The sequence below is a fragment of the Phaeobacter sp. LSS9 genome (assembly GCF_003443595.1).
Classification (GTDB): domain Bacteria; phylum Pseudomonadota; class Alphaproteobacteria; order Rhodobacterales; family Rhodobacteraceae; genus Phaeobacter; species Phaeobacter piscinae.
Genome location: NZ_CP031956.1, coordinates 2,064,874 through 2,089,534, shown reverse-complemented (window position 1 = coordinate 2,089,534; position 24,661 = coordinate 2,064,874). Strand labels below are relative to the sequence as shown.

26 protein-coding genes and 1 tRNA gene are annotated in these 24,661 nt (G+C 60.7%); 12 read left to right on the top strand and 15 right to left on the bottom strand.

The features are described from left to right. Positions 1-121: 121 nt before the first annotated feature. Positions 122-1,084, bottom strand: a complete 963-nt coding sequence (locus D1820_RS09950; RefSeq protein WP_102896225.1) for an acetyl-CoA carboxylase carboxyltransferase subunit alpha — start codon at positions 1,082-1,084, stop codon at positions 122-124. Positions 1,085-1,203: 119 nt separating this feature from the next. On the opposite strand from D1820_RS09950, the gene D1820_RS09945 reads away from it, so the two are divergent. Continuing rightward, on the top strand, positions 1,204-2,040 hold the full coding sequence (locus D1820_RS09945; protein ID WP_118068862.1) for a GyrI-like domain-containing protein: 837 nt from the start codon (positions 1,204-1,206) through the stop codon (positions 2,038-2,040). Positions 2,041-2,043: 3 nt separating this feature from the next. On the opposite strand, the gene D1820_RS09940 is transcribed toward D1820_RS09945, so the two are convergent. After that, a complete protein-coding gene (locus D1820_RS09940) occupies positions 2,044-2,640 on the bottom strand; it encodes a LysE family translocator (RefSeq protein ID WP_205521376.1) in 597 nt (198 codons plus the stop codon). A gap of 73 nt (positions 2,641-2,713) precedes the next feature. Between D1820_RS09940 and D1820_RS09935 the strand changes: the two genes are divergently transcribed. After that, complete coding sequence (locus tag D1820_RS09935; protein WP_040180809.1) at positions 2,714-3,166, top strand: Lrp/AsnC family transcriptional regulator; 453 nt, start codon at positions 2,714-2,716, stop codon at positions 3,164-3,166. A 51-nt stretch (positions 3,167-3,217) separates the two neighbouring features. On the opposite strand, the gene D1820_RS09930 is transcribed toward D1820_RS09935, so the two are convergent. Both D1820_RS09930 and D1820_RS09925 read right to left on the bottom strand, forming a co-directional pair. Continuing rightward, the gene (locus D1820_RS09930; RefSeq protein ID WP_118068859.1) at positions 3,218-3,823 is read right to left on the bottom strand and encodes a hypothetical protein; all 606 of its coding nucleotides are present in this window, start codon (positions 3,821-3,823) and stop codon (positions 3,218-3,220) included. Between the two features lie 80 nt (positions 3,824-3,903). Further along, a complete protein-coding gene (locus tag D1820_RS09925; RefSeq protein ID WP_118068857.1) occupies positions 3,904-4,866 on the bottom strand; it encodes an L-malyl-CoA/beta-methylmalyl-CoA lyase in 963 nt (320 codons plus the stop codon). A 314-nt stretch (positions 4,867-5,180) separates the two neighbouring features. Between D1820_RS09925 and dgcN the strand changes: the two genes are divergently transcribed. The 3 genes from dgcN (at position 5,181) to D1820_RS09910 (ending at position 8,178) form a co-directional block, all read left to right on the top strand. Beyond that, positions 5,181-6,182, top strand: a complete 1,002-nt coding sequence (gene dgcN / locus D1820_RS09920; protein ID WP_040174693.1) for an N-acetyltransferase DgcN — start codon at positions 5,181-5,183, stop codon at positions 6,180-6,182. A gap of 159 nt (positions 6,183-6,341) precedes the next feature. After that, entirely contained in the window at positions 6,342-7,307 is a 966-nt protein-coding gene (gene dgcA, locus D1820_RS09915) for an N-acetyl-D-Glu racemase DgcA (protein WP_118068856.1), read from the top strand. A gap of 10 nt (positions 7,308-7,317) precedes the next feature. Continuing rightward, a complete protein-coding gene (locus D1820_RS09910) occupies positions 7,318-8,178 on the top strand; it encodes a D-amino-acid transaminase (RefSeq protein WP_118068854.1) in 861 nt (286 codons plus the stop codon). Positions 8,179-8,272: 94 nt separating this feature from the next. Here D1820_RS09910 and D1820_RS09905 read toward each other — a convergent pair whose 3' ends face one another. The 4 genes from D1820_RS09905 to ald all read right to left on the bottom strand — a co-directional run bounded on the left by D1820_RS09905 (position 8,273) and on the right by ald (position 11,933). Continuing rightward, positions 8,273-8,947 (bottom strand): type 1 glutamine amidotransferase domain-containing protein, encoded by a 675-nt coding sequence (locus tag D1820_RS09905; protein ID WP_118068852.1) that lies wholly within the window; start codon positions 8,945-8,947, stop codon positions 8,273-8,275. A 30-nt stretch (positions 8,948-8,977) separates the two neighbouring features. Further along, the gene (locus D1820_RS09900) at positions 8,978-10,009 is read right to left on the bottom strand and encodes an NADP-dependent oxidoreductase (RefSeq protein ID WP_118068851.1); all 1,032 of its coding nucleotides are present in this window, start codon (positions 10,007-10,009) and stop codon (positions 8,978-8,980) included. A gap of 91 nt (positions 10,010-10,100) precedes the next feature. Beyond that, positions 10,101-10,688 (bottom strand): TetR/AcrR family transcriptional regulator, encoded by a 588-nt coding sequence (locus D1820_RS09895; protein ID WP_244905775.1) that lies wholly within the window; start codon positions 10,686-10,688, stop codon positions 10,101-10,103. A 129-nt stretch (positions 10,689-10,817) separates the two neighbouring features. Then, on the bottom strand, positions 10,818-11,933 hold the full coding sequence (ald, locus tag D1820_RS09890) for an alanine dehydrogenase (protein ID WP_040174681.1): 1,116 nt from the start codon (positions 11,931-11,933) through the stop codon (positions 10,818-10,820). A gap of 137 nt (positions 11,934-12,070) precedes the next feature. On the opposite strand from ald, the gene D1820_RS09885 reads away from it, so the two are divergent. The 3 genes from D1820_RS09885 to ppk2 all read left to right on the top strand — a co-directional run bounded on the left by D1820_RS09885 (position 12,071) and on the right by ppk2 (position 15,354). Next, positions 12,071-12,529: an Lrp/AsnC family transcriptional regulator gene (locus D1820_RS09885; protein WP_024095888.1), complete on the top strand. Its 459-nt coding sequence runs from the start codon at positions 12,071-12,073 to the stop codon at positions 12,527-12,529. 103 nt (positions 12,530-12,632) lie between these two features. Continuing rightward, positions 12,633-14,222, top strand: coding sequence for a GMC family oxidoreductase (locus D1820_RS09880; RefSeq protein ID WP_118068849.1), 1,590 nt, complete (start codon positions 12,633-12,635; stop codon positions 14,220-14,222). A 214-nt stretch (positions 14,223-14,436) separates the two neighbouring features. Then, positions 14,437-15,354 (top strand): polyphosphate kinase 2, encoded by a 918-nt coding sequence (gene ppk2, locus D1820_RS09875; RefSeq protein ID WP_014875915.1) that lies wholly within the window; start codon positions 14,437-14,439, stop codon positions 15,352-15,354. A 420-nt stretch (positions 15,355-15,774) separates the two neighbouring features. Here ppk2 and rpsU read toward each other — a convergent pair whose 3' ends face one another. Next, positions 15,775-15,981: a 30S ribosomal protein S21 gene (gene rpsU / locus D1820_RS09870; RefSeq protein WP_005614280.1), complete on the bottom strand. Its 207-nt coding sequence runs from the start codon at positions 15,979-15,981 to the stop codon at positions 15,775-15,777. A 240-nt stretch (positions 15,982-16,221) separates the two neighbouring features. On the opposite strand from rpsU, the gene D1820_RS09865 reads away from it, so the two are divergent. Both D1820_RS09865 and D1820_RS09860 read left to right on the top strand, forming a co-directional pair. Continuing rightward, a complete protein-coding gene (locus D1820_RS09865) occupies positions 16,222-16,944 on the top strand; it encodes a COQ9 family protein (protein WP_118068847.1) in 723 nt (240 codons plus the stop codon). A gap of 91 nt (positions 16,945-17,035) precedes the next feature. Continuing rightward, positions 17,036-18,028, top strand: coding sequence for an NAD(P)H-quinone oxidoreductase (locus tag D1820_RS09860; RefSeq protein ID WP_118068846.1), 993 nt, complete (start codon positions 17,036-17,038; stop codon positions 18,026-18,028). A gap of 55 nt (positions 18,029-18,083) precedes the next feature. On the opposite strand, the gene D1820_RS09855 is transcribed toward D1820_RS09860, so the two are convergent. Both D1820_RS09855 and D1820_RS09850 read right to left on the bottom strand, forming a co-directional pair. Then, positions 18,084-18,941: a DUF2189 domain-containing protein gene (locus D1820_RS09855; protein ID WP_118068844.1), complete on the bottom strand. Its 858-nt coding sequence runs from the start codon at positions 18,939-18,941 to the stop codon at positions 18,084-18,086. Positions 18,942-19,152: 211 nt separating this feature from the next. Further along, entirely contained in the window at positions 19,153-19,824 is a 672-nt protein-coding gene (locus D1820_RS09850; protein ID WP_118068842.1) for a ribonuclease T2, read from the bottom strand. 142 nt (positions 19,825-19,966) lie between these two features. On the opposite strand from D1820_RS09850, the gene D1820_RS09845 reads away from it, so the two are divergent. Further along, complete coding sequence (locus D1820_RS09845) at positions 19,967-20,740, top strand: DUF1013 domain-containing protein (protein WP_118068841.1); 774 nt, start codon at positions 19,967-19,969, stop codon at positions 20,738-20,740. A 255-nt stretch (positions 20,741-20,995) separates the two neighbouring features. Continuing rightward, positions 20,996-21,072 (top strand) — tRNA-Met (locus D1820_RS09840). A 150-nt stretch (positions 21,073-21,222) separates the two neighbouring features. Here the strand turns inward: D1820_RS09840 and recR are convergent. The 4 genes from recR to D1820_RS09820 all read right to left on the bottom strand — a co-directional run bounded on the left by recR (position 21,223) and on the right by D1820_RS09820 (position 24,552). After that, positions 21,223-21,822 carry a recombination mediator RecR gene (gene recR / locus D1820_RS09835; RefSeq protein WP_118068839.1) on the bottom strand — a complete coding sequence of 200 codons (600 nt, stop codon included), beginning with the start codon at positions 21,820-21,822 and terminating at the stop codon, positions 21,223-21,225. 159 nt (positions 21,823-21,981) lie between these two features. Then, on the bottom strand, positions 21,982-22,326 hold the full coding sequence (locus D1820_RS09830) for a YbaB/EbfC family nucleoid-associated protein (RefSeq protein WP_027248612.1): 345 nt from the start codon (positions 22,324-22,326) through the stop codon (positions 21,982-21,984). Between the two features lie 10 nt (positions 22,327-22,336). After that, the gene (locus D1820_RS09825) at positions 22,337-22,714 is read right to left on the bottom strand and encodes a hypothetical protein (RefSeq protein ID WP_162894086.1); all 378 of its coding nucleotides are present in this window, start codon (positions 22,712-22,714) and stop codon (positions 22,337-22,339) included. A 17-nt stretch (positions 22,715-22,731) separates the two neighbouring features. After that, a complete protein-coding gene (locus tag D1820_RS09820; protein ID WP_118068836.1) occupies positions 22,732-24,552 on the bottom strand; it encodes a DNA polymerase III subunit gamma/tau in 1,821 nt (606 codons plus the stop codon). Positions 24,553-24,661: the final 109 nt, after the last annotated feature.

Here is a 24,661-nt window from a genome sequence, read left to right as displayed (position 1 = left end):
AATCAAATGCGCAGCAGCGCAGGATTGTTCCGAAAGCAGATCGTCACGATGCGAGCGCACATAGAAAAACCCCGGCGCACAGGCCGGGGTTTCATTTTAAATCAGAGCGTTGCAGGTGGCCTTAGGCCGCCAGCCCCTTCGACCCGATATCCAGGAACTTCTGGCGACGATCTTTGATCAGGGCGGCGGCGTCCTTGCCGTCCAGCTCTGCCAGCATGTCGGCCAGCGCGCCGCGCACCGCCTCAAAGGCGGCGTCAGCATTGCGGTGGGCGCCACCGAGCGGTTCGGGGATGATCTTGTCCACCACGGCCAGCTCCTTAAGGTTCTGGGCGGTGAGGCGCAGGGCCTCTGCGGCTTCGCGCATCTTCTCAGCATCTTTCCAGAGGATAGACGCGCAACCTTCGGGGCTGATCACGGAGTAGACCGAATGTTCCAGCATCGCCACGCGGTTGGCCGTGGCAAAGGCCACAGCACCGCCAGAGCCGCCTTCGCCAATGATGATGGAGATCAGCGGCACACCGATTTTCAGACACATTTCAGTGGAGCGGGCGATGGCCTCGGACTGTCCGCGCTCTTCTGCGCCTTTGCCGGGGTAGGCGCCAGCCGTATCCACGAGGGTCACCACCGGCAGGCCAAACCGACCAGCCATTTCCATCAGGCGGATGGCCTTGCGGTAGCCTTCGGGACGAGCCATGCCGAAATTATGGGCGATACGCGCCTTGGTGTCTGATCCCTTTTCATGGCCGATCACCATGACCGGTTGGTCGTTGAACCGAGCCAGCCCGCCCATCACCGCCAGATCATCGGCAAAGTTCCGGTCGCCGGCCAGCGGTGTATATTCGGTGAACAGCGCATCGATATAATCACGGCAATGCGGCCGTTCGGGGTGACGGGCGACCTGGCATTTGCGCCAGGGTGTCAGATCCTTGTAGAGATCGATCAGCAATTGCGCCGCCTTGGCGTCAAGGGCGGCGGCCTCATCGGTCAGATCGGCTTCTTCATTTGCCCGTGCCAGGGCGCGCAGTTCTTCCGCTTTGCCTTCGATTTCGGCCAACGGTTTCTCAAAATCCATGTACTGGGTCATGTCGTCTCACTCGAGCGGTTTGCCCGATATATGGCCCCAAGGGCCGACGGATGCAACTCAGCAAGATTTGTGAAGTGCTACTATGGCATCCAAATCGGGTCAGAAGAGGGACGTTTTCCATGAGCAACTCCTATGAAGACCGCATTCTGCGGGTGCTGGGCTATATCTACGACAACCCGGAGGGGGATCTGTCGTTGGATGCGCTGGCGGATGTTGCGGCGATGTCGCGGTTTCACTGGCACAGGGTGTTTCGCGCCCTGACCGGGGAAACCTGCGCGCAGGCGGTGCGCCGGATCCGGCTGCATCTGGCCGCAACTGCGCTGGTGCAGGGCGCAGCCCCGATCGAGAGCATCGGCCGCGCCGCAGGATATCCCAATACCCGCTCTTTTGCGCGTGTCTTTGCCGAGGCTTATGGGGCGTCGCCCGCGGCCTTCCGCAGGAAGGGCCGTCTTCTGCCGCCCAATCCCAATCTGATGTCCCAAGGAGACCCCATGTATCCCACCACCATTCGCGATGAACCCGCCCGCACCCTGGCCGCATTGGCCCATAAGGGGGCCTATAGCGAGATTGGCCGCAGCTTTGAGGCGTTCTCAGCCCTGTGTACAGCGCGCAATCTCTGGCCGCAGATGCGCCAGATGATCGGTGTCTATCTCGACAGTCCAGATACAGTCCCCGATGCCGAGCTGCGCAGCTATGCCGGGGCCAGCACGGCTGAAGGTGTTGCCCTGCCTGAAGATATGGAAGAGGTGGCTTTGGCTGGTGGGAAGACTGCCGTGATGACCTACAAGGGGCCGTATTCCGGCATCCATGCCGCCTATGGTGATTTGTTCGGCGCGTGGTTGCCACAGTCAGGCGAGGAGCCCGCCGATGCGCCCTGCTACGAGATCTATCTCAATGATCCGCACCAAGTCGCACCGGAGGAGTTGCTGACGGAGATCTGTCTGCCGCTGAAGTGACGCTCAGCGCTGCAGCAGGATCGCGGCCAGCGACGCAAGAAGCAGGGCTGCCATGGTCCAGTTGAAGGCCCGCAGCTGTGCGGGGCGGGTCAGCAGCCGACGCAGCTGCTGGCCCAGCAACGTCCAGGTCGAGGCTGAAAAACTGCCCACCAGCAAATAAGTGCCCGACACCCAGAGAATGGCAGTCACATCGCGGCTGGCCGCATAGAGGGTGATTGCGCCAAGGGCCATCGCCCAGGCCTTGGGGTTGACCCATTGGAAGGCGCAGGCCTGAAGGAAACTCAGCGGTGTCCCCTGCGCCTCGCCATCGCGCGGCGGGGCCGCATTGGCAATTTTCCACGCCAACCACAGCATATAAGCCACCGACAGTGCCGTCATGATCCAGGTGAGCGCGGGGAAGGCATCAAAAAGCTGCATCACGCCAAGGCCAACCGGCAGAATCATCAACGGAAAACCAACCGCCACCCCCGTGAGATGCGGAAGGGAGCGGCGAAAGCCGAAGTTGGCGCCGGAGGCCATCAGCATCAGATTGTTGGGGCCTGGTGTGAAGACAGTGCCAAAGACAAAGCCTGCGAGGGCGAAGAAGAGTTCGTAGGTCATGGCGATGAAAATGAAGAGTATTTGAGCGAATGAAATTGCGTTCTCTATGCGTTGACGTCATATCTTGCAACAAATGGCGAAACTGGATCAAATAAACGACAGGATATTGCAGGAGCTGAGCCGCGACGGGCGGATCAGCAATCTGGAACTGGCCGATCGTGTAGGGCTGTCGCCTTCTGCCTGTTTGCGTCGGGTGCAGGATCTGGAGCGCAGCGGGGTCATCACCGGATATCGGGCGGTGTTGAACCGGCAGGCGCTGGGGGTTGGTTTTGTCACCTATATCGGGGTGGGTCTGGGCGAGCATACCAAAGAAGCACAAGAGGCCTTTGAAATCGCCATGCGGCGGGCGCCCGAGGTGGTGGAGTGCCACAATATCACTGGCACCATCGAGTACCTCCTGCGGGTCGAATGCGCAGATTTGCCCAGCTACAAGCAGTTTCATACCGATATTCTGGGGACGTCTCCCTATGTGACCTCGATCACCACCTATGTGGTGATGGGATCGCCCAAGGACATGCGGGCCTGACAGCCGGGGCGTCGGAGATTGAGTATTTGGAGAAAGGTGACGGGGTTGGCGTCAGTCCGCCCCTGTGAGGCTCCGCATGGCGATGGCGGGAGAGGCGAGCACCGGGATCTCAGTCTCAATCAGCGCGGCGGCACCAGCCATGGAGGCCTGCGCAAGCACCACGCAGGAGGTATCGGCCACCAAGGCGAGGCTGGTGCTGACCCAGGTGGCGATCTGTTGGTGGAACAGATCGGTATCGCCTGCGGTGAAGTGCGGCCAGAGGCCGGTCAGAGGCAAGGTGCGAATTTCTGCCAATGTGTCGAGGTCGCTGAAGGCGCGCTCCAACAGGGCCGTAGAGGGCGCGCGTGTGCTTTCCAGACAATACGCAATCAGCACCGGTCCGCCGATCTGTGCTGCGGCCTGCATCATCGGCCAGTCGAGCCGGATGGCGCCGAGACTTTCGGCCAGCTCTCCCAATGTGGTGCAGGTGCAGAGGATAGGGCCAGTCAGGCGCTGGATTTCGGTGGTGATTTCCCGGCGCAGGGCGTCGTCGATGCCGTCTTGGGCCCGCTCCAGCCAGTCGGGACGGACGATATGGTGCAGCTTTGCAGCGCCCGCCAGCGCATCGAAAGTGGCGACATGGGTCTCGGCCGTGTGAATCAGGGTGAGATTGACCATGTGCTTCGCCTGCCTTTGTCGCTGTCTTGACGGCCCTTGTTTTACCGGGGGCATTGTCGCACCCCCGGTTTTACAAACCGTTAGCCGTTTTGGGCAATCAACTCCGATTGGGCGACGATCACCTCGGCCTGTTTGATAGAGGCGATATCGACCAGACGGCCCTTGTAGACCGTGGCGCCTTCGCCGTTGGCCTTGGCTTGTTCCATGGCTGCGAGGATCTCACGCGCCTCAGAGACCGCTTCATCAGATGGGGTGAAAACCTGATTGGCCAACGCGATCTGCTTCGGGTGGATCGCCCATTTGCCCACCATGCCGAGGGTGGCGGAGCGTTTGGCCTGGGCGATATAGCCCTCATCATCGGAGAAATCCCCAAACGGACCATCCACTGGCAGAATGCCATGGGTACGGCAGGCGGCGACAATGGCGGCCTGGGCCCAGTGCCAGGGGTCCGACCAGTGTTTTTCGCCAGCGCGCAGCATATAGTATTCCTCCTGCGTGCCGCCGATGCCGGTGGTCTGCATGCCCATGGAGGCGGCGAAGTCTGCAGCCCCGAGGCTCATGGCCTGAAGGCGGGGGCTGGCGGCGGCGATGGCTTCGACATGGGCGATGCCGGCGGCCGATTCGATGATTACCTCAAAGGATATCGGCTTGCGGCGGCCCTTGGCGCGTTCAATCGCCGTGACAAGTGCGTCTACGGCATAGACATCTTCGGCGCAGCCCACTTTGGGGATCATGATCTGGTCCAGTCGGTCGCCAGCCTGCTCCAGAAGATCGACCACATCGCGGTACCAATAGGGCGTATCCAGCCCATTGATTCGCACGGAGATATATTTGTTGCCCCAGCCGACCGTGTTCAGGGCCTCGATCACATTGGCACGGGCTGCATCCTTATCCGACGGGGCGACCGAATCCTCCAGGTCGAGGTTGATCACATCTGCTGCTGAGGCTGCCATTTTCGGAAAGAGTTTGGTGTTTGAGCCGGGGCCAAACAGCTGACAGCGGTTCGGGCGGGCCGGGGCGGCGGGTTGGATGCGAAAGCTCATGTCAGCGACCTTTGGGTAATGATGTGTCGTAATTGCTTGCTGTTTTGGTATTAAATTGCAGAGCGACCCGCAAGCGTTTTGTGCAGCCGCAGCATTGCGAGCGCAGAAACAGTCACTGGGGGGCCGAGTTGCACGGCAGCGAAAGCAAGGAACCGGCGTATATGATCATTGATCGGGAAGATCTTCGGGTTATTCCTTCTGGATTCGAAGATTCATGCGTCAATTTTCAGATGTTGCGCAGAATTCGGGATCCTCTCGCAGGCGCGCTCTCCTACACTCGCGCGGAACTCGACTTTTTCTGAGGAGGCCCCGCCATGATCGAGACCCCATATCTGCTGTTCCTGGGCGATGCGCCCGACATGCTGGCCGCCAAGGTGGCCATCGGTATTCGCGACTGGCGCCCGGATCACGCCGTGGGCCAGATCCGCCTGCCCGGCTGTGGAGCCGATCTTGGGCTGAGCGATATGACGCTGGCCGAGGCCAAGGCGGCGGGTGCCAAGACGCTGGTGATCGGTGTGGCCAATCGTGGCGGTGTGATCTCCCCGGCGTGGAAAGAGGTGCTGATCGCAGCCCTGGAGATGGGGTATGATCTGGCGTCCGGTCTGCACAATCTGCTGCGGGACGAGGGTGATCTGGTTGCGGCGGCCCAGACCCATGGCGGAACCTTGCATGATGTCCGCGTGCCGACCGTTGGTTATCCGATCGCCAATGGCGTGAAGCGCAGCGGCAAACGCTGCCTCGCTGTTGGCACCGATTGTTCCGCTGGAAAGATGTATACCGCGCTGGCCATGGACGCTGAGATGCAGAAGCGCGGCATGAAGTCGACCTTCCGCGCGACGGGCCAGACCGGCATTCTGATCACCGGCCATGGCGTGCCGCTCGACGCGGTAATCGCGGATTTCATGGCAGGGTCGATTGAGTATCTGACCCCGGATAATGACGATGACCACTGGGATCTGATCGAGGGGCAGGGTTCATTGTTTCACGTGTCCTATTCTGGTGTGACCATGGCGCTGGTGCATGGGGGTCAGCCAGATGCGCTGATCCTGTGCCATGAGCCGACCCGTGAGCATATGCGGGGTCTGCCGGGTTATAAGCTGCCGAGCCTTGAGCAGCTGCGTGACACCGCGCTGCCGCTGGCGCAGGTCTCCAATCCGGAGTGCAAGGTCGTGGGTATTTCGGTGAACACCCAGCATCTGAGCGAGGAGGACGCGAAATCCTATCTCGCCGAAGTTGAGGCCCGTATGGGGCTGCCAGCGGTGGATCCCTATCGCCATGGTGCGGGCCGTCTGGTGGACGCGCTGGACGCTGTGTGATCTAACCCCTGCTGCCGCTGGGGGTGAGCCGAACGGTTCGAAGCCTCCGGCGGGAGTATTTTTGGAAAGATGACATTGGGGTGCCCGGCCGTGCGGGTGTCCTTTGGGCCTTTTCCGGTTCTTTAGACAAAGACAACTACCGCAGTTATGGAGAGACATATGCAGATCAGCGTGACACCCGATATTTTCAAGCTGGCGCAGGTCTTTACCATCTCCCGAGGATCGCGCACCGAGGCCAAGGTGCTGACCGTGCGTATCGAACAGGATGGCGTCACGGGCTGTGGTGAATGTGTGCCTTATGCGCGTTATGGTGAAACGCTGGAGAGTGTGACGGTCGAAATTGAAGGTCTGCCAGAGCGTTTCAACCGGGAAGAGCTGCAATCGCTTTTGCCTGCAGGGGCCGCGCGCAATGCGGTTGATTGCGCGCTCTGGGATCTGGAGGCGAAGCAGGCAGGCAAGCGGGTCTGGGAGTTGGCAGGTCTGCCAGAGCCAAAGCCGGAAATTACCGCTTATACGTTGTCGCTTGACAGCCCTGAAAACATGCAGGCGCAGGCCGCCAAGAATACCCATCGCCCGCTGCTGAAAATCAAGCTGGGCACCACCGACGATATGGCCCGCCTGGAAGCGGTGCGTGCTGGTGCCCCTGAGGCCCGCATCATTGTCGATGCCAACGAAGGCTGGAGCGCTGAGGTCTACGCTGATCTTGCCCCGCATCTGGTGCGATTGGGGGTGGCGCTGGTGGAACAGCCGCTGCCTGCGGGCGAGGATGCTGCGCTGCTGGGGATGGAGCGTCCAGTGCCAGTCTGTGCCGATGAGAGTTGTCATGATCGCGAGAGTCTCGCAGCCCTTGAGGGGAAATACGACGTCATCAACATCAAGCTGGACAAGACCGGTGGGCTGACGGAGGCGCTAAAACTGCGCGACGCGGCGCTGGCGCGTGGCTTTGAAGTGATGGTGGGCTGCATGGTCGGATCCTCGCTTGCCATGGCGCCTGCGACACTGGTGGCACAGGGGGCGGTGGTCACCGATCTTGACGGGCCGCTTCTGTTGGCCGAAGACCGTGCGGAACCGTTGAAATTTGACGCAGACGGCGTGCACCCGCCGGAAGCGGCCTTGTGGGGCTAAGGAGAGCACTATGACCCGTACCGTATATGTGAATGGCGACTACCTGCCGGAGGATGAGGCCAAGGTCTCGATTTTTGACCGCGGTTTTCTGATGGCGGATGCTGTTTATGAGGTGACCTCGGTTCTGGGCGGCAAGCTGATTGATTTCGAAGGTCACGCCGTACGTCTGAAACGGTCGCTGGACGAGCTGGAGATGGCGGAGCCTTGCTCGAAGGAAGAGCTGCTGGAGATCCACCGCAAGCTGGTGGAGCTGAACGACATCGACGAAGGTCTGGTCTATCTGCAGGTCAGCCGTGGCTCTGATGGGGATCGTGATTTTGTGTTCCCCTCGGCTGAGACCACGGCGACCATCGTGCTGTTCACCCAGAACAAACCTGGTCTGGCGGACAGCCCGGCGTCGCGCAAAGGCGCTAAGATCATCTCGATCGAGGATATTCGCTGGGGTCGCCGCGATATTAAGACCGTGCAGCTGCTTTACCCCTCCATGGGCAAAATGATGGCGAAAAAGGCCGGGGCCGATGATGCCTGGATGATTGAGGATGGTCACGTGACCGAAGGGACCTCTAACAACGCCTATTTCGTGAAGGATGGCGTGATTGTTACCCGCCCGCTGTCCAATGACATCCTGCACGGCATCACCCGCAAGGCGGTTTTGCGCATGGCAGAAGAGGCACAGATGAAGATCGAAGAGCGCCTGTTCACCATTGAGGAAGCGAAAGAGGCGGATGAGGCCTTTACCACATCGGCTTCCGCCTTTGTGATGCCGGTGGTTGAGATCGACGGCGTAGCGCTGGGCGATGGCACACCGGGTCCGATCGCCAAGCGCCTGCGCGAGATCTATCTGGAAGAAAGCATGAACGCGGCGATCTGATCACGCGGTCATCATGTGCGAAAATAAAAGGCCGCCCGCATCACTGCAGGGCGGCCTTTGTACTGAGCGCTGTGGTTTTCGCAGGCTTGCGGCCTCAGAGTAGGGCGAGCAGCTGTTTGGCGGCCTCTTCCGAGGAGGCGGGGTTCTGACCGGTGACCAGCTTGCCGTCGGTGATGGCAAAGGAGGCCCAGTCGTCGCCTTTCTCGTAGGTGGCGCCATTTTCAGCCAACATGTCTTCCACCAGGAAGGGCACCACGTCGGTGAGGCCGACGCCGTCTTCTTCGCTGTTGGAGAAGCCGGTCACGCGTTTGCCCTGTACCAGCGGCGCGCCATCGGCGTCTTTGGTGTGGCGGAACACGGCTGGGGCGTGGCAGACAGCGCCGATGGGACGGTCGCTGTGTGCGAAGGCCTCGATCAGGCGGCGGCTGTCGGCGTCTTCGGCCAGATCCCAGAGAGGACCGTGACCGCCGGGATAAAACACCGCGTCAAAGCCATCATCTTTGACCTCTGCCAAGACCTTGGTGTTGGCCAAGGCGTCCTGCGCGGCGGTATCTTCCTTGAACCGGCGGGTGGCATCGGTCTGGGCGCTTTCATCATCGCTCTTGGGATCGAGCGGGGGTTTCCCCCCTTTGGGGGAGGCCAGTGTGATGTCGGCGCCTGCATCTTTCAGCGCATAATAAGGCGCGGCGAATTCCTCCAGCCAGAAGCCGGTTTTTTCGCCTGTGTCGCCCAGTTTGTCATGGGAGGTGAGGACCATCAGGATTTTCATCTCGGGTCTCCTTATATTTTGAAGTTCAGATCAGTCGGCGAGGTGGATGACACGTTTGCCAAACGCTTCGCCTCTCAAAAGACCAACGAATGCTGCGGGCGCTTGTTCCAGACCTTCAATCATTTCTTCGCGGTATTTCACTTTGCCCTCCTGCACCCAGCCGGTCATCTGCTTGGCAAACTCCGGGTAGAGATGGCCGAAATCGTCGAACACGATAAAGCCGCGCATGGTGATGCGTTTGCGCAGCAGCTGGCCCATCAGGTAGTTCATCCGATCAGGGCCGTCGGGGAGGGCAGTGGCGTTGTACTGCGAAATCAGGCCGCAGAGCGGGATGCGGGCAGAGGGGTTGAGGAGCGGCATCACCGCGTCAAAGACAGCGCCGCCGACGTTCTCGAAATAGATGTCGATGCCATCTGGAACCGCCTTGGCAAGGTCGTCGGCAAAGCTGTCGGCCTTGTAATCGATGCAGGCATCAAAACCCAAAGTGTCGACCACGTGCTGGCATTTCTCCGCCCCACCCGCGATGCCGACCACGCGCAGGCCGAGGATTTTGCCGATCTGGCCGACCGTAGCGCCGACCGGGCCGCTGGCACCTGCAACCACCAGTGTTTCGCCTTCTTTTGGCTGGCCGATCTGGGTGAGACCCGCCCAAGCGGTGAGGCCCGGCATGCCCAGAACACCAAGCGCCCAAGACGGGTTCTGCGGGGTCTTGCCCATATTGATCACACCGGTGCCATCCGAGAGCGTGTAGTCCTGCCAGCCACCGAATGCGACGACCCAATCGCCTTTTTCATATCCCTTAACGTTGGATGTAACGACCTCGGCAACGGTGCCGCCCACCATGACCTCATCGATCTCGACCGGCGCGGCATAAGAGGGCGCGCTGCTCATTCGGCCACGCATATATGGGTCCAGCGACAGATACTCGTTGCGCAGCAGCATCTGGCCTTCGCCTGGGGTGGGCACTTCGGTGGTTTCCAGGCGCAGGGTGCTGTCGGTTGGCTCACCCTTGGGGCGCTCGGCGAGGACGTACTGGCGGTTGGTGGTGGAGGTCTGTGTCATATTGGGGTCCTTTCTGTAGGGATTAGACCGATCGTCTAGTGAACGGTAAATTTTTTACGGCACACAAGGGAGCCAGAATGTTTCTGACAGGTTAGGTGTGCCCGGGTGGGGGGAGCATGGCCCGGGTCTGGACCATGGCGGTGTTGAACGGGGTGCTGTCCTGCGACAGATGCGCCATCAGGCTGGCGCCAAGCCAGATCTGATAGAGTGTGATGGCGGTATGGATTGGGTCGACGCTCGGGCTGAGGGAGCCGTCCCGTTGACCTTTGCGCAGGCAGTCAGCCAGCCGCGCTGTAATGCCTTCGACAGCCTGTTGCAGAATGCCGCGCATCGCGGGGGAGAGGTCGGCAATTTCGGCGGCCAGTTTGACAATAAGGCATTTTTGACCGGCCATGTCCGAGCTCTGCCGCTCCTGCCAGGCGGTGACATAAGACAGCACCTGATCGCGCCCGGTCAGCTCTGGGTTGTTCAACGTGGGCGTCAACTCAATCCGGTACTGGTCGACGTAGTGACGCAGCAGGGCGCAGCCGTAGTCCTCTTTGGAGGAAAAGTAGTGATAGAAGGACCCCTTCGGCACCTGCGCCGTCGCAAGCAGCTCCGTCAGCCCGACGGAGGTATAGCCGCGCTGCGCCGTCAGTGCGCGTCCAGTGTCCAGAATATGCAGTCGGGTGTCACTCATGCGAGTAGACATAAGATCACTAGACCGATTGTCTAGTGGGGTTGGCAACTTTTTCCACCAATCGAAAACGAGACAAGGCCCCGCGTCTGCGAGGCCTTGCGCTGGCTGATACCAAGTGATCGGGAGGTGTTACTTGATCATCAGCTGAGGGGAGACAACATCAATGCCCAGAGCCTTGCCGACCGCGAAATAGGTCAGCTTACCAGCGTGGACGTTTAGGCCGTTCAGCAGATGCGGATCGTCAGCGCAGGCTTGCTTCCAGCCTTTGTTTGCCAAATTCAGCAAGAATGGCAGGGTGGCGTTGCCCAGTGCCTGGGTCGAGGTGCGGGCAACAGCGCCGGGCATGTTGGCCACGCAGTAGTGCATGATGCCGTCGACCTCATAGATCGGATCGGCGTGGGTGGTTGCCTTTGACGTCTCAAAGCAGCCGCCCTGGTCAATGGCGACATCCACCAGCACTGCGCCGGGTTTCATCTCGCTGAGCTGGGCCCGTGAGACCAGCTTCGGTGCTGCGGCACCGGGGATCAGAACCGCGCCGATCACCATGTCTGCATCGCGCACCAGCTCGGCGGTGGCGCCTGCGGTGGAGTATTGGTTCTTGAAGTCGCGGCCGAAGACATCGTCGAGATATTTCAGGCGTGTCAGGGAACGGTCGAGGATGGTGACATCCGCGCCCATGCCAGCAGCGATCTTGGCTGCGTGGGTGCCAACGACGCCGCCGCCGATCACCACAACCTTGGCCGGGGCCACGCCGGGGACGCCGCCCATCAGCACGCCGCGACCACCGTTGGCCTTCTGCAGGGTGTAGGCGCCCACTTGTGGGGCCAGACGGCCGGCAACTTCGGACATCGGCGCCAGCAGCGGCAGGCCGCCACGGTCGTCGGTCACGGTTTCATAGGCAATCGCGGTGCAACCGGAATCCAGCAGATCACGGGTCTGATCCGGGTCAGGGGCGAGGTGCAGATAGGTGAACAGCAACTGGCCTTCGCGCAGCATCTTGCGCTCAACGGCTTGGGGTTCTTTCACCTTCACGATCATGTCTGCGGTGGCAAAGATCTCCTCGGCGGTGTCGATGATTGCGGCACCTGCTGTGGTATAATCTTCGTCGGTAAAGCCAGCGCCCATTCCGGCACCGGCCTGAATTAGGACGGTATGGCCATGGTTTACGGCTTCGCGGGCGGCGTCCGGTGTCATCCCGACGCGGAATTCCTGCGGCTTGATCTCAGTGGGGCATCCGATTTTCATGCGATCTCTCCTCCAGCATGCTTGCGCTATGATGCCGCAGGAGCGATGAGATTTGCTGCTTTTTTAGGCGAAATAAAAAGGTGCATATCGAAGGTTCTTCTAATATGTTCATCCTTCATCGAAGGATCTTTCGTAATATGTCACTTGACCACACAGATCGTCGCATCTTGCAGGTGTTGCAGAAGCAGGGACGGATTTCCAACGCCGAACTGAGCGAACAGGTAAACCTGTCGGCATCCGCCTGCCACCGGCGTGTGCAACGGTTGGAGACAGACGGGTATATCCGTAACTACGTCGCTCTTCTGGACGCGCGCAAGATGAACCTGCCGGCAACCGTCTTTGTGGAGATCACGCTGCAGAGCCAGGCGGATGAGCTGCTGGATGCCTTTGAGAAGGCGGTGGGGCGCATTCCCGATGTGTTGGAGTGTCATCTGATGGCGGGGACGGCGGATTACATTCTGAAGGTGGTGGCTGAAAACACCGATGATTTTGCCCGCATCCATCGCCAACACCTGACCCGGCTGCCTGGTGTGGCGCAGATGCAGAGTTCCTTTGCGCTGCGCACGGTGTTTAAAACCACGGCGCTTCCGGTCTGATCTACGCGTCTGCGCGCGCCTTTGCGTGGCTTGTCAGGCGGGGGGATCTGGGAAAGACTGCCCCGACAGAACAAGACGGCAGGATTGTCGCGGGCGGGGGCGTATGGATTGGGACTATATCATTATCGGCGCAGGCAGCGCGGGCTGCGTGTTGGCCAACCGATTGAGCGCGGCAGGCCAGCGGGTGCTGCTTCTGGAGGCGGGCGGTAAGGACAACTACCATTGGGTGCATATCCCGATGGGGTATCTCTATTGCATCAACAACCCGCGCACTGACTGGATGTATCGAACCGAGGCGGAGGCCGGGCTGAACGGGCGCGCGCTGATCTATCCGCGCGGCAAGGTGCTGGGCGGCTGTTCGTCCATCAACGGAATGCTCTATCTGCGCGGCCAGGCGGCGGACTATGATGGCTGGCGCCAGCGCGGGCTCACCGGGTGGGGCTGGGATGATGTGCTGCCCTATTTCAAGAAATCAGAGGATTACGTCGATGGCCCATCCGACATGCACGGGGCAGGCGGCGAATGGCGGGTGGAAAACCAGCGCCTGCACTGGGATGTACTGGACGACTGGATGCAGGCTGCTGCGGAATGGGGCCTGCCCAAAGTCACTGATTTTAATACCGGCAACAATGAGGGCGTCGGCTATTTTCGGGTAAACCAGCGGGACGGCTGGCGGATGAACACCGCGAAGGCGTTTTTGCGCACGGCGACTGGTGAAAGCCTGAAGGTAGAAACCGGCGCCCACACCCGGCGCATCCTGATCGAGAATGGCCGTGCCGTGGGGGTGGAATACAGTCAGGGCGGCGCGGTGAAAACAGCGCGGACGGGCGGTGAGGTGCTGCTGTCGGCCGGGGCCATCAACAGCCCGCAGATCTTGCAACTGTCTGGTCTGGGCCCGGCAGCGCTGTTGCGCGACCACGGGATTGCGGTGCAGCGGGACATGCCTGAGGTCGGTCAAAACCTGCAGGACCATCTGCAGCTGCGCTGCGCCTGGCGGTTGAAAGGGGCAAAGACGCTCAATACACTGGCGAATTCTTTGATCGGCAAGGCAAAGATTGCGGCTGAATATGCCATGCGCCGTTCCGGTCCGATGTCGATGGCTCCCAGTCAGCTCGGGGCGTTTTCCCGTTCACGCCCGGATCTGGCGACGCCGGATCTGGAGTATCACGTTCAACCGCTGACGCTGGACGCTTTTGGTCAGCCGCTGCATGATTTTCCGGGATTGACGGCAAGCGTGTGTAACCTGCGCCCTGAAAGCCGGGGAGAGGTGGCTATCGCCAGCGCGGATCCGATGCAGGCGCCCCGGATCGCACCGAATTACCTCTCGACCGAAGGCGACCGTCAGGTGGCCGTGGCGGCCATCCGGCAGGCGCGGGCGATTATGGGGCAGGGGGCCATGCAGCGTTATGCACCGCGGGAGCTGAAACCCGGCGGCGGTTCGGATGATGAGGCGGATCTGATGCAGGCGGCAGGTGCGATCGGGACAACCATCTTTCATCCGACCTGCACGGTACGGATGGGCGCGGAGGAGGCGGCCCCGGTGGACGGAGCGCTGCGCTTGCGCGGAGTTGGCGGGCTGCGGGTGGTTGATGCCAGCGTGATGCCGGTGATTCCCAGCGGCAATACCAATGCGCCGACGATCATGATCGCGGAAAAGGCAGCTGATATGATTTTGAGCGATCATCGCGGGTAATTGGCCGCGCGGGCAGCATGCCCCCTTGCGTCTGCCGCCAATATTCGATTCCCTGTTCCGATCCGGCTGGCGCGCGGCCTGCGGGACGCGTTGGTCTGTTTCAGCGACCAGAGGGGCTGACAGTGCTCATCGCTTGCCTGACTGTGACACGAAACGATCACATCCGCCTGCTACAGCCGCGTGACTGACCAAAGACCGACCAAGGAGCTTTAGTGTGACCAGCGACCATGACCCTGATTCCTTTGACTGGCTGGACGCCGAACTTCAGGACACGCTGGACGAGGATTTCGAGATCGAATTCGCCGAGCCGATGCTGTCGATGGAATTGCGCAAGATCTACCGGTCACAACACCCGGAGATGCTGGATCGCAAGGTCTATTTTCGCAACTTGCTGCGGTTGCAGGCTGAGCTGATCAAGGTTCAGGATTGGGTCCAACACACCGGGGCCAAAGTTTGTATCCTGTTTGAAGGCCGCGACAGTGCCGGCAAGGGTGGGGTGATCAAGCGGATCACCCAGCGTTTGAACCCGAGGGTGGCGCGTGTGGTCGCTCTGCCTGCGCCCAGCCGTCGTGAGCAGAGCCAGTGGTATTTTCAGCGCTACGTACCCTACCTGCCGGCCGCAGGTGAAATCGTGCTCTTCGACCGCTCCTGGTACAACCGGGCCGGGGTCGAACGGGTGATGGGCTTTGCCAGCGATGATCAGGTCGAGCAGTTTTTTCAGGACGTTCCGGAATTCGAGCGGATGCTGGTCCGGTCCGGGATTATCCTGCTGAAATATTGGTTCTCCATCACCGATGAGGAGCAGCAGCTGCGGTTTCTCATGCGGATCCACGACCCCATGAAGCAGTGGAAACTGTCGCCAATGGATCTGGAGAGCCGCATCCGCTGGGAGCAGTATACCAAGGCCAAGGAGGACATGTTCGAGCGCACCAACATTCCCGAAGCGCCCTGGTATATCGTGGAAGGGAACGACAAGAAGCGCGAGCGGCTGAACTGTATTGAGCATCTCCTGACCAAGATCCCCTATTGCGATGTGCCAAGTGAACGCGTGTCGCTGCCGGATCGCGAATATAAGCCCGATTATGAGCGCCGGGTGCTGCCGGACGACCTCTATGTGCCCAAGATTTACTGACCTGAGCTGACGTGGCCGCCGCACTGGAAACGGGCGCAGATGTGCCATGCGGTCATTTTCTGTTCGGGGATGAGGCGGGGAAGAAGGAACCCGGAGCGGCAAATGCCTTGGTTGTAAGGGGGTAAGACAAGCGCCTGATGGGGGGGAGACGCTGCCTGCTCCGGGTTAGACCATCGGGTGTTCCAAATCCGATGGAGCGGGCAGCTGCTGGGGAAACGCGTCAGCCTGCCCGTGCATTAACCACAGTAGCGCAGTTTGTTCAAAACGAACACACGTATTGCGTGTATTTTTTGATAAAATATTAAGTTTATAAGTGACGGATTGTCGCACTCGCTATTTATGGGGAGGCCAAAAACGACAAACCCCCGCGGCTGAGCCTCGGGGGTCGTCATTTTGCGTCCAGAACTGCGGACAAAGGGCTCAGAGGAGGCCTTCGCGCTGTGCTTTCTTACGTGCCAGTTTACGGGCACGGCGAATCGCTTCAGCTTTCTCGCGCGCTTTTTTCTCGGACGGCTTCTCGAAATGTTGCTTGAGCTTCATTTCACGGAAGACGCCTTCACGCTGCAGCTTTTTCTTCAGGGCACGAAGCGCCTGATCGACGTTGTTGTCGCGAACACTAACCTGCATGTGGTTTTCACCACCTTTCTAAGTTGAGTTGCAAGGATTTGCAGGAAGTGGCCGTATAGCAAGGTCGCCCTAGCTTGTCCAGTACCGGGCCAGTTGCCGGGCAGGGCCACTGCGGCGATTGACGGCGGCGCGCCAGTGAGACGATTGGCCGGGTGGATATTGCCCCTGCGGCATCAGATATCTTGTGTCAAACAGATGCGATTGCAATTAGTAAGACGTGAAATTTCGGAAGGCGAGACCATGACGATTGAGGATCACACCGACCCGCGCACTGAGCCTGAGGCAGGAGATATCATTGGGCAACTGCTGGATGCAGCTCTGTTGCATGTGCCCTTTGATGGCTGGAGCGCGCAAACGTTTGCGGCGGCTGTCGAGGACGCAGGGATCACGCCAGCGCTGGCCGAGGCGCTGTGCCCGCGTGGGGCGGTGGATCTGGCGATTGCCTTTCACAAACGCGGCGACCAGCTGATGCTTGACTGTCTGGCCGAAGAGGACATGACCGGCTTGCGGTTTCGCGACAAGATCGTACGTGCCGTGCGGCTGAGGTTGGAAGTGGTCGATGACAAGGAAGCCGTGCGCCGCGGCACCACACTGTTTTCCCTGCCGCAATACGCGGGCGACGGAGTTCGCCTGATCTGGGGCACGGGCGATGCGATCTGGACTGCACTGGGTGACGCATCCGAGGATATCAACTGGTACACCAAGCGCGGCTCGCTTGCCGGGGTCTATTCGGCGACGGTGCTCTATTGGTTGGGGGACGACAGTCTGGAGCATCAGGCCAGCTGGGAGTTTCTGGATCGTCGGATCGACAATGTCATGCAGTTCGAAAAGCTGAAGGCGCAGGTGCAGTCCAACCCTCTGCTGAAACCCCTTCTGGTGGGGCCGAACTGGCTGGCGCAGCAGATCAAGGCGCCCGGCACCCGTGATGACCTGCCGGGCAGCTGGTCCGCGCCGCGGCGCTGAGCCGCGCAACGTTACCGCGATCCGCAGCGGTGCGGGACCTATGACAGCCGGGCGTCCTTTGCTAGTCAGTGACAACAGCGGAGGAATGCCAATGACCGAAATGATGCGCGCGATTGAGATCCAGGAGCCCGGTGGCCCGGATGTCCTGCAGGCCTGTCAACGCCCGGTGCCGACGCCCGGCCATGGGCAGGTGGTGGTGAAGGTCGCCTATGCAGGCGTCAATCGCCCCGATGCGCTACAGCGTGCTGGCAAATATGCTCCGCCCCCGACCGCAAGCGACCTGCCGGGGCTGGAAGCCTCGGGCGAGGTTGTTGCCCTTGGGGCGGGGGTCAGCGCGCTGACTGTGGGCGACCGCGTCTGCGCCTTGCTGCCCGGTGGAGGCTACGCCGAGTATGTGGCGACCCCGGCGGCGCATTGCTTGCCAATTCCTGAGGGGCTTTCACTGAAGCAGGCGGCCTGCCTGCCGGAAACCTGCTTCACCGTCTGGTCCAATGTCTTCACCCGTGGTGGCCTACAGGCGGGGGAGCGGTTCCTGGTGCATGGTGGCTCGTCCGGGATTGGGACAACAGCCATTCAACTGGCATCGCAGCTGGGCGCACGGGTGTTCACCACCGCCGGGTCGGATGAGAAATGTGCGGCCTGCCTGAAGCTGGGGGCCGAGCGGGCAATCAATTACCGGGACGAGGATTTCGTCGAGGTATTGAAGAGTGAAGGTGGTGCCAATCTGATTTTGGATATGGTGGGCGGTGACTATATTCCCCGCAATGTGCGCGCATTGGCGGATGATGGACGTCTGGTGCACATTGCATTTCTGTCCGGGCCAAAGGTTGAGCTGAACTTTGCCCAGATCATGGCGCGGCGGCTGACGCTGACCGGTTCAACCCTGCGCCCGCAGAGCGATCTGGCCAAGGCGCAGATCGCCCAGGATCTGCGCGAGGTGGTCTGGCCGCTGATTGAGGCGGGGAAGTTTGCCCCGGTGATGGATCAGACATTTGCGCTAGAGGATGCGGCCGCCGCCCATACCCGGATGGAGGCATCGCGCCACATCGGGAAAATCGTACTGGAGGTCGGTGGCGAGGTGTAGACCGCACTGGGTGGGTGGCTCAGCAGGTGTCACCCGCAGCTTCCCTTGCTTGCCGTCACGCGATGGCACGACGATAGAGATGCCAGGTGGCGTGCCCCAGTACAGGGACGACCACGATCATGCCGGCAAACATCGGAATCGCACCAAGAATGAGTAAGGCGGTGACGATGACGCCCCAAAGCAGCGAGACGAGAAGGTTCTGACGCACCACCCGCAGGGATGTGGCCACTGCGATCGGGAGGCCGACATGGCGGTCCAACAGCAGCGGAAAGGATACAAGGCTGACCGCGAGCGCGGCAAATGCAAAGATCGCGCCCGCCGCGCTGCCGATCAGCAACATTGCCCATCCGGGGGCGGTGGTGAAGATATCCTGTATGAACAGGTTGAGGGAGGTCGGGGCCTCAGGGCCGAGTGTCCGGTTGTAGATGGCGGCGGCGACCGTCAGCCACAGGATGCAGAGCGCGGCAAGATACAGGCCCAGCATCAAAATCGACAGAAACGCGGGAGACCGCAGCACCGCAAAGGCGTCCATCCAGCGCGGCGTGAACCCGGCCTCACGGCGCGATGACATCTCATACAGCCCGACAGCGGCCACCGGTCCGATCAGCGCAAAGCCCAGAACCAGCGGGAACACCAATGGCAGCAGGTTCATCGACAGGCTGAGAACCACCAGGGCAACACCAATCAGCGGATAGAGGAAGACAAGTGCCATAGCGTCGGATCGGCAGGCGGTGAAATCTTGCCAGCCGGCCCGCAAGGCAGCGCCCAGATCCGTGATGTCCAATTGCAGTACGCGCGGCATCTCACCAACCTTGTCGCTACCAAGGTGGTCCACCGAGGCGGAGACGTGAGAACTGGTTAGGCCAAAAGACTTAGCCAGCCAGCTGATGGGATTTCCGATGGTGCGTTCCATGATCCTTCCTCTCGTGTTGGCGCAGGGCGCACAGAGGGGGCGGGTCAGGTGGAGGCGGGCGTAGTCGGTCCGGATCAGTGACGCCCCAAGCCGGTGCGTACCCGCATGATACCATAAAATCAGCGCAAAGTATGTCACTATGGTGCGAGGGGGCGAGGGTCGCCAGCCGAGCGGGTCTGCGGGCAGAAGCCGTATCAACCTGACAGAGGGGTTACCGGATCGGCTCAAACACCGCGTTTTTCTGTGTGCAATCGCGGATCACGTCGCGGCCGCAGGGGACGGGTTGCAGATCGCGGGACAAACAGATCCGTGCCTCCTGTATGTGACCGTCGCGGCAGGTGATGGTCAGCGTGTTGGGGGCCAGCTCTGGGTTGTCCTGCAGAAAAGCCTGCTCGACCAAGCTCGCAGGCAGGGTCACCGGTTGCTGCAGTTTGCGGAAGGCGGCGGGGCGTTTGATCTGCGCATAAGCCTGTCTTGACAGCTCAAAATAGGCGCGGGGCGACAGGCCAGAGCAGGTGCCGTGTTTCTTCCACTGATGCCAGGCGAGGCCGGGGCTTCCCATGATATCCGCCATCTGCCGCGTCTGCTGGCGGTTTGGCGGGGCCTCGGCAGTGCGGCAGTAGCTGGGCCAGCCGCGGTGAAACTGCGGCCACAGACCATGCAGGGTCCAGCCGTGGTCATGGCGGGGGTCGCATTGGTCGGATTTCCTGGCATCTCCCTCCAGTGCGCACCAATTCGGTGACCAGCTGAGTGCCAGAACGTAATAGTCGAATTGTCCGGCAATCTCGCCTTCGGCCTTTGTCGGTGTTGCTGTGCCGACGTTCAGCCCGATGCCCATGACTGCAATAAGGGCCGCCATCAGGGCCAGTTTGATCCCGCGCATTCGCCTCTTTCCTTATAGAAACATCGCGACTATATAGAACTGAAGTTCCCCGACAACGGAAACCGCCCCAAATCGGGGAAGCCTCTTTCAGGCGACGGGAAAGATGTATCTGGGACAACCGTGTTATTAAGGAGATGAGCGCATGGCAAAACCGTTGATGGCCAAGGCGACCGCCGTGTGGCTGGTGGACAATACCACGATCAGCTTCAAACAGATCGCCGATTTCGTTGGCATGCACGAGCTGGAAATCCAGGGCATTGCAGATGGCGATGTGGCTGCGGGCGTCAAGGGGTTCGACCCGGTTGCCAACAACCAGCTGACGCAAGACGAGGTCGACAAGGCCGAGAAAAATCCGCTGCATAAGCTGAAGCTGAAGTTCAACCCGGCTGCCGCTGGCGAAGAAAAGCGCCGTGGCCCGCGCTACACCCCGCTGTCCAAGCGTCAGGACCGCCCGGCCTCGATCTACTGGCTGGTGAAGTTCCATCCGGAACTGTCCGATGGCCAGGTGTCGAAGCTGGTTGGCACCACCAAACCGACCATTCAGGCGATCCGCGAGCGGACCCATTGGAACATTGCCAATATCCAGCCGATTGACCCGGTTGCTCTGGGCCTGTGCAAGCAGTCCGAGCTGGACGCCGCCGTCCAGAAGGCTGCGGCCAAGAAGGCTGCTGAAGGTGGCGTGATGAGCGATGACGAGCGTCGCAAGCTGGTGTCGACGGAACAGTCGCTGGATATGGACGCGGAACCCCGCATGCCGTCTGCGATCGAAGGTCTCGAAACCTTCACTCTGGGTGGCAGCGACAAGCCTGATGCGGCCGAGGAAGAGACTGTTGTGGATGCTGACAGCTTCTTCAACCTGCCTGCCGGTGGTGACGACGAAGATGAGGAAGAGGACAACATCGATCCCCGCTTCTAAGATCCGCAGGCCGCCGGAGTGGCGGCATGTCAGATAGCAAAGACCACGGTGCGCGCTGCGTTCCGTGGTCTTTTTACGTCTGGGGGTGACTGATGCTGCAGGTGCCACCACGGCGATTTTGTGACGCAGGATGGGGTGCGTGGAGGTCGATTATTCGACCGTCACAGAAATTTCGCCTTTCGATGCCGATCCCTGCATTTTTCTGACTTTTCCGCCTTGACGCGCGGGCGTGGCTGGCGTACCTCGCACCCCGACGGCGCGGTAGCTCAGTTGGTTAGAGCGAACGACTCATAATCGTTAGGTCGGGAGTTCGAGTCTCCCCCACGCCACCATTCTTCTCTTGAAAATATAGACTCGACCACTGGCAGATTGCCGGATGCAACTTGCGTTTTTCTGGCGATGAGCGGGTCTTACAGCTGGCCTCGGTTACTCTCGTCAGAAGCCGATGGGGCGAGGCCTGCCATCTGGCCCGCTGCAACGCTTTAGATGTCCTTACGCGCGCGCAGGGCGGCTGTGATGGTGCCTTCGTCGAGGTAGTCCAGCTCTCCGCCGATGGGCACACCCTGTGCCAGCGATGTCAGACGGACCTGACCGCTGAGTTGATCGGCGATGTAATGTGCCGTCGTCTGACCGTCGATTGTGGCGTTGAGCGCCAATATGACCTCGTTGACCTGTTCGGCCTGCACCCGGTCCACCAGACGGGGAATGCGCAGATCCTCCGGGCCGACTGCGTCCAAGGCCGAGAGCGTCCCGCCGAGCACGTGATAGCGCCCTTTGAAGACACCCGCACGTTCCATAGCCCAGAGGTCCGAAACATCCTCCACCACACAGAGCTCGCCGTTCTCACGGGTCATATCCTCGCAGATGGTGCAGAGATCACCGGTGCCAACATTGCCGCAATTGAGGCATTCCCGCGCGGTGGCGGCCACCTCGCTCATGGTCTCGGCCAATGGCGTCAGCAGCAGAGCCCGTTTGCGGATCAGGTGCAGCACAGCCCGGCGGGCAGAGCGCGGCCCCAGCCCCGGCAGCTTGGCCATCAGGGCAATCAGATCTTCGATATCGGTGGTTGAGTTCTTGATCATGCTTAACACCCCTGTCTGCCCCGCTATATAGGCTGATTGCGCCCTCGTAGTACAAGGGGGCGCAGGGCAACTGTTCAGGTTTTGTTTTTGCGGGCGCGCAGCGCACAAAAGAAAAGGCGACCCGAGGGCCGCCTGATGTTGTGTCTATGGTGCCGAGCTTCAGAACGGCAGCTTGATGTCCTTGGGCAGGCCCATGCTTTCGGTCAGGCTGGCCATTTCTTCCTGCGCTTTTTCTGCGGCTTTGGCCTGTGCATCCTTGATCGCGGCGAGGATCAGGTCTTCGACAACTTCCTTGTCGTCGCCATTGAAGATCGAGGGATCAATATCCAGCGCTTTCAGATCGCCCTTGGCCGAGGCCGTTGCCTTCACCAGGCCTGCGCCTGCTTCGCCGGTGACCATGACATTGTGCAGGTCTTCCTGCATCTGCGCCATTTTGGTTTGCAGTTCCTGTGCCGATTTCATCATCTTGGCCATATCGCCAAGACCGCCGAGGCCTTTGAGCATCTGTTTTCTCCTAAGTGCGAGGGCGCAGGGCGCCGTAAGTCATCACCGCACATATTGCAATTGCGAGGCCGATGAACAAGTGGGGTGGTCCAAGGCAGCCTTCAGCAAGGGCGTAGGCTTCCACATAATCAAGCGCGTTTTCATATCGGTCAACCGCAACGACAAAGGCGATGCCGGCCCAAAGCACGGCGGCGATTACGAAGGTCGGGCGGTTTCTTGTGGCCAGAGCGATGCCCGCGAGGGCAAGCAACGCAAGCGACACGGGCAGGGTGGAGAGGTTAATCAACTCATCCCAGGCGGTGGCCGGACCACCATCATCTGGGTGCCAATACGGTCGTGCCTTATCACAGACCTCTGCAGTTGCTGCGGCGGGAACTAGCGTCGCCATGAAGCCTATCGCCCAAGTCACTCTTCCTCGAAGGGATCCCATTCGTCTTCGACCTCCGGCAGGGCGTCTGCTTCGACCTCGGCGGCGAGATCTTCTGCTGTGCGAATGTGTTTGATCTTCGCCTTGGGGAAGCTCTCAAGGACCGCCTGCACCATCGGGTGGGTGCTGGCCTCCGCTCGCAGGGCGTTCTCTGCGGCGTTGTCACGTTCGGTGATCGTCTCACCGCCACCCTCATTGGCGAGGGAGATCACCCAACGGGCATGGGTCCAGGTCTGCAACTGCTGGCCCAGACGCGCGGCGAGATCCTTGGGCGCGTCATCCGTGGGCTGGATGGTGATCCGGCCGGGTTGATAGGACACCAGACGCAGGTAGGTTTTCACATATTCCAGCAGCAAACCGTCGCGCTTTACCCGGATCAGTTCGATCACATGCTCAAAGCTGGGATAGCGGGCAAGCGCGCTATCTACCTGCGGGGCGAGCGCGGTTGCCTGTCCGTTGCCTGTCGACATCGTTGGTCCGCCCTGGGGACCGCTTGGAATGCCGCCCTGCGGTCCGGGTTGCTGGGGGACGTAACCGCCTGCGCCTTGGGGGGCGCCAGATGGTCCGCCAGAGTTCCCCGTCGGCGCGTTCATATGACCGCTGGGTGGCGGGGGCGGCGGCGTATCCTGCAGGGTGCGCATCAGCTGTTCAGGCGTCGGCAGATCTGCCACATGGGTCAGGCGGATCACCGCCATTTCGGCCGCCATCATCGCATTGGGGGCTGCGGCGACCTCTTCCAGCGCCTTCAGCAGCATCTGCCACATCCGCGTCAGGACACGCATCGGCAGCGCCTCGGCCATTTGGCTGCCACGGGCGCGCTCATCCGGGCTGACGGTGGGATCTTCAGCCGCATCGGGGGTGATTTTCACCACGGACACCCAATGGGTGATCTCGGCCAGATCACGCAGCACGGCCAGCGGGTCGGCGCCCTCGGCATATTGCGCACTGAGTTCGGTCAGCGCCGCAGCCGCATCGCCTCGCAAAATCATGTCGATGAGGTCCAAGACCCGCCCGCGATCCGCCAGCCCCAACATGGCGCGGACCTGATCCGCGGTTGTCTCGCCGGCGCCATGCGAAATCGCCTGATCTAGGAGCGAGGTGGCATCGCGGGCAGAGCCTTCGGCGGCGCGGGTGATAAGGGCCAGCGCGTCCTCGGCGATTTGGGCATTCTCAGCGCCTGCGATTTTTTGCAACAGTGCAATCATCACCTCCGGCTCAATCCGGCGCAAATCGAAACGCTGGCAGCGCGACAGTACCGTTACTGGCACCTTGCGGATTTCTGTGGTGGCGAAGATGAATTTCACATGTGCGGGCGGTTCCTCCAGCGTCTTCAACAGCGCGTTGAAGGCGGAGGTCGACAGCATGTGGACTTCGTCGATAATGTAGATCTTATAGCGGGCAGAGGCTGCCCGGTACTGCACCGAATCGATGATTTCGCGGATGTCACCCACCCCGGTGCGCGAGGCGGCGTCCATCTCCATCACATCGACATGCCGACCTTCCATGATCGCCGTGCAATGTTCGCATTTGCCGCAGGGTTCTGTGGTGGGGCCTCCCTGACCATCCTCGCCGATACAGTTCATGCCCTTGGCAATGATCCGTGCGGTTGTCGTCTTACCAGTGCCGCGAATGCCCGTCATGATGAAGGCCTGGGCAATCCGGTCGGCGGCAAAGGCGTTTTTCAGCGTCCGCACCATGGCGTCCTGGCCCACCAGATCGGCAAAGGTTTCGGGCCGGTATTTGCGTGCCAGAACCTGGTATTGGGATTGGCCTGCTGTGTCGCCTGCTGTGTCGCTCATGATCTCTCGTGCCAGATTCGGGGGTCGGTCGTTTGTATTCGGGTAAAGTAGGCAAGCGCGCGCGTGGCGTCCACCGCTGATGCAGATCCAGGAGGCGCAGGTGTCCACC

Coding starts and splice junctions, on each gene's coding strand:
- D1820_RS09895 (WP_244905775.1), bottom strand. CDS start 10,688: ATGAGTGACACCCGACTGCATATTCTGGACACTGGACGCGCACTGACG.
- D1820_RS09945 (WP_118068862.1), top strand. CDS start 1,204: ATGAGCAACTCCTATGAAGACCGCATTCTGCGGGTGCTGGGCTATATC.
- ald (WP_040174681.1), bottom strand. CDS start 11,933: ATGAAAATCGGATGCCCCACTGAGATCAAGCCGCAGGAATTCCGCGTC.
- dgcA (WP_118068856.1), top strand. CDS start 6,342: ATGCAGATCAGCGTGACACCCGATATTTTCAAGCTGGCGCAGGTCTTT.
- D1820_RS09830 (WP_027248612.1), bottom strand. CDS start 22,326: ATGCTCAAAGGCCTCGGCGGTCTTGGCGATATGGCCAAGATGATGAAA.
- D1820_RS09910 (WP_118068854.1), top strand. CDS start 7,318: ATGACCCGTACCGTATATGTGAATGGCGACTACCTGCCGGAGGATGAG.
- rpsU (WP_005614280.1), bottom strand. CDS start 15,981: ATGCAGGTTAGTGTTCGCGACAACAACGTCGATCAGGCGCTTCGTGCC.
- D1820_RS09865 (WP_118068847.1), top strand. CDS start 16,222: ATGACGATTGAGGATCACACCGACCCGCGCACTGAGCCTGAGGCAGGA.
- D1820_RS09850 (WP_118068842.1), bottom strand. CDS start 19,824: ATGCGCGGGATCAAACTGGCCCTGATGGCGGCCCTTATTGCAGTCATG.
- recR (WP_118068839.1), bottom strand. CDS start 21,822: ATGATCAAGAACTCAACCACCGATATCGAAGATCTGATTGCCCTGATG.
- D1820_RS09940 (WP_205521376.1), bottom strand. CDS start 2,640: ATGACCTACGAACTCTTCTTCGCCCTCGCAGGCTTTGTCTTTGGCACT.
- D1820_RS09880 (WP_118068849.1), top strand. CDS start 12,633: ATGGATTGGGACTATATCATTATCGGCGCAGGCAGCGCGGGCTGCGTG.
- D1820_RS09905 (WP_118068852.1), bottom strand. CDS start 8,947: ATGAAAATCCTGATGGTCCTCACCTCCCATGACAAACTGGGCGACACA.
- D1820_RS09935 (WP_040180809.1), top strand. CDS start 2,714: ATGGCGAAACTGGATCAAATAAACGACAGGATATTGCAGGAGCTGAGC.
- D1820_RS09930 (WP_118068859.1), bottom strand. CDS start 3,823: ATGGTCAATCTCACCCTGATTCACACGGCCGAGACCCATGTCGCCACT.
- D1820_RS09925 (WP_118068857.1), bottom strand. CDS start 4,866: ATGAGCTTTCGCATCCAACCCGCCGCCCCGGCCCGCCCGAACCGCTGT.
- D1820_RS09855 (WP_118068844.1), bottom strand. CDS start 18,941: ATGGAACGCACCATCGGAAATCCCATCAGCTGGCTGGCTAAGTCTTTT.
- D1820_RS09860 (WP_118068846.1), top strand. CDS start 17,036: ATGACCGAAATGATGCGCGCGATTGAGATCCAGGAGCCCGGTGGCCCG.
- dgcN (WP_040174693.1), top strand. CDS start 5,181: ATGATCGAGACCCCATATCTGCTGTTCCTGGGCGATGCGCCCGACATG.
- D1820_RS09845 (WP_118068841.1), top strand. CDS start 19,967: ATGGCAAAACCGTTGATGGCCAAGGCGACCGCCGTGTGGCTGGTGGAC.
- D1820_RS09900 (WP_118068851.1), bottom strand. CDS start 10,009: ATGACACAGACCTCCACCACCAACCGCCAGTACGTCCTCGCCGAGCGC.
- D1820_RS09820 (WP_118068836.1), bottom strand. CDS start 24,552: ATGAGCGACACAGCAGGCGACACAGCAGGCCAATCCCAATACCAGGTT.
- D1820_RS09950 (WP_102896225.1), bottom strand. CDS start 1,084: ATGACCCAGTACATGGATTTTGAGAAACCGTTGGCCGAAATCGAAGGC.
- D1820_RS09885 (WP_024095888.1), top strand. CDS start 12,071: ATGTCACTTGACCACACAGATCGTCGCATCTTGCAGGTGTTGCAGAAG.
- D1820_RS09825 (WP_162894086.1), bottom strand. CDS start 22,714: ATGGCGACGCTAGTTCCCGCCGCAGCAACTGCAGAGGTCTGTGATAAG.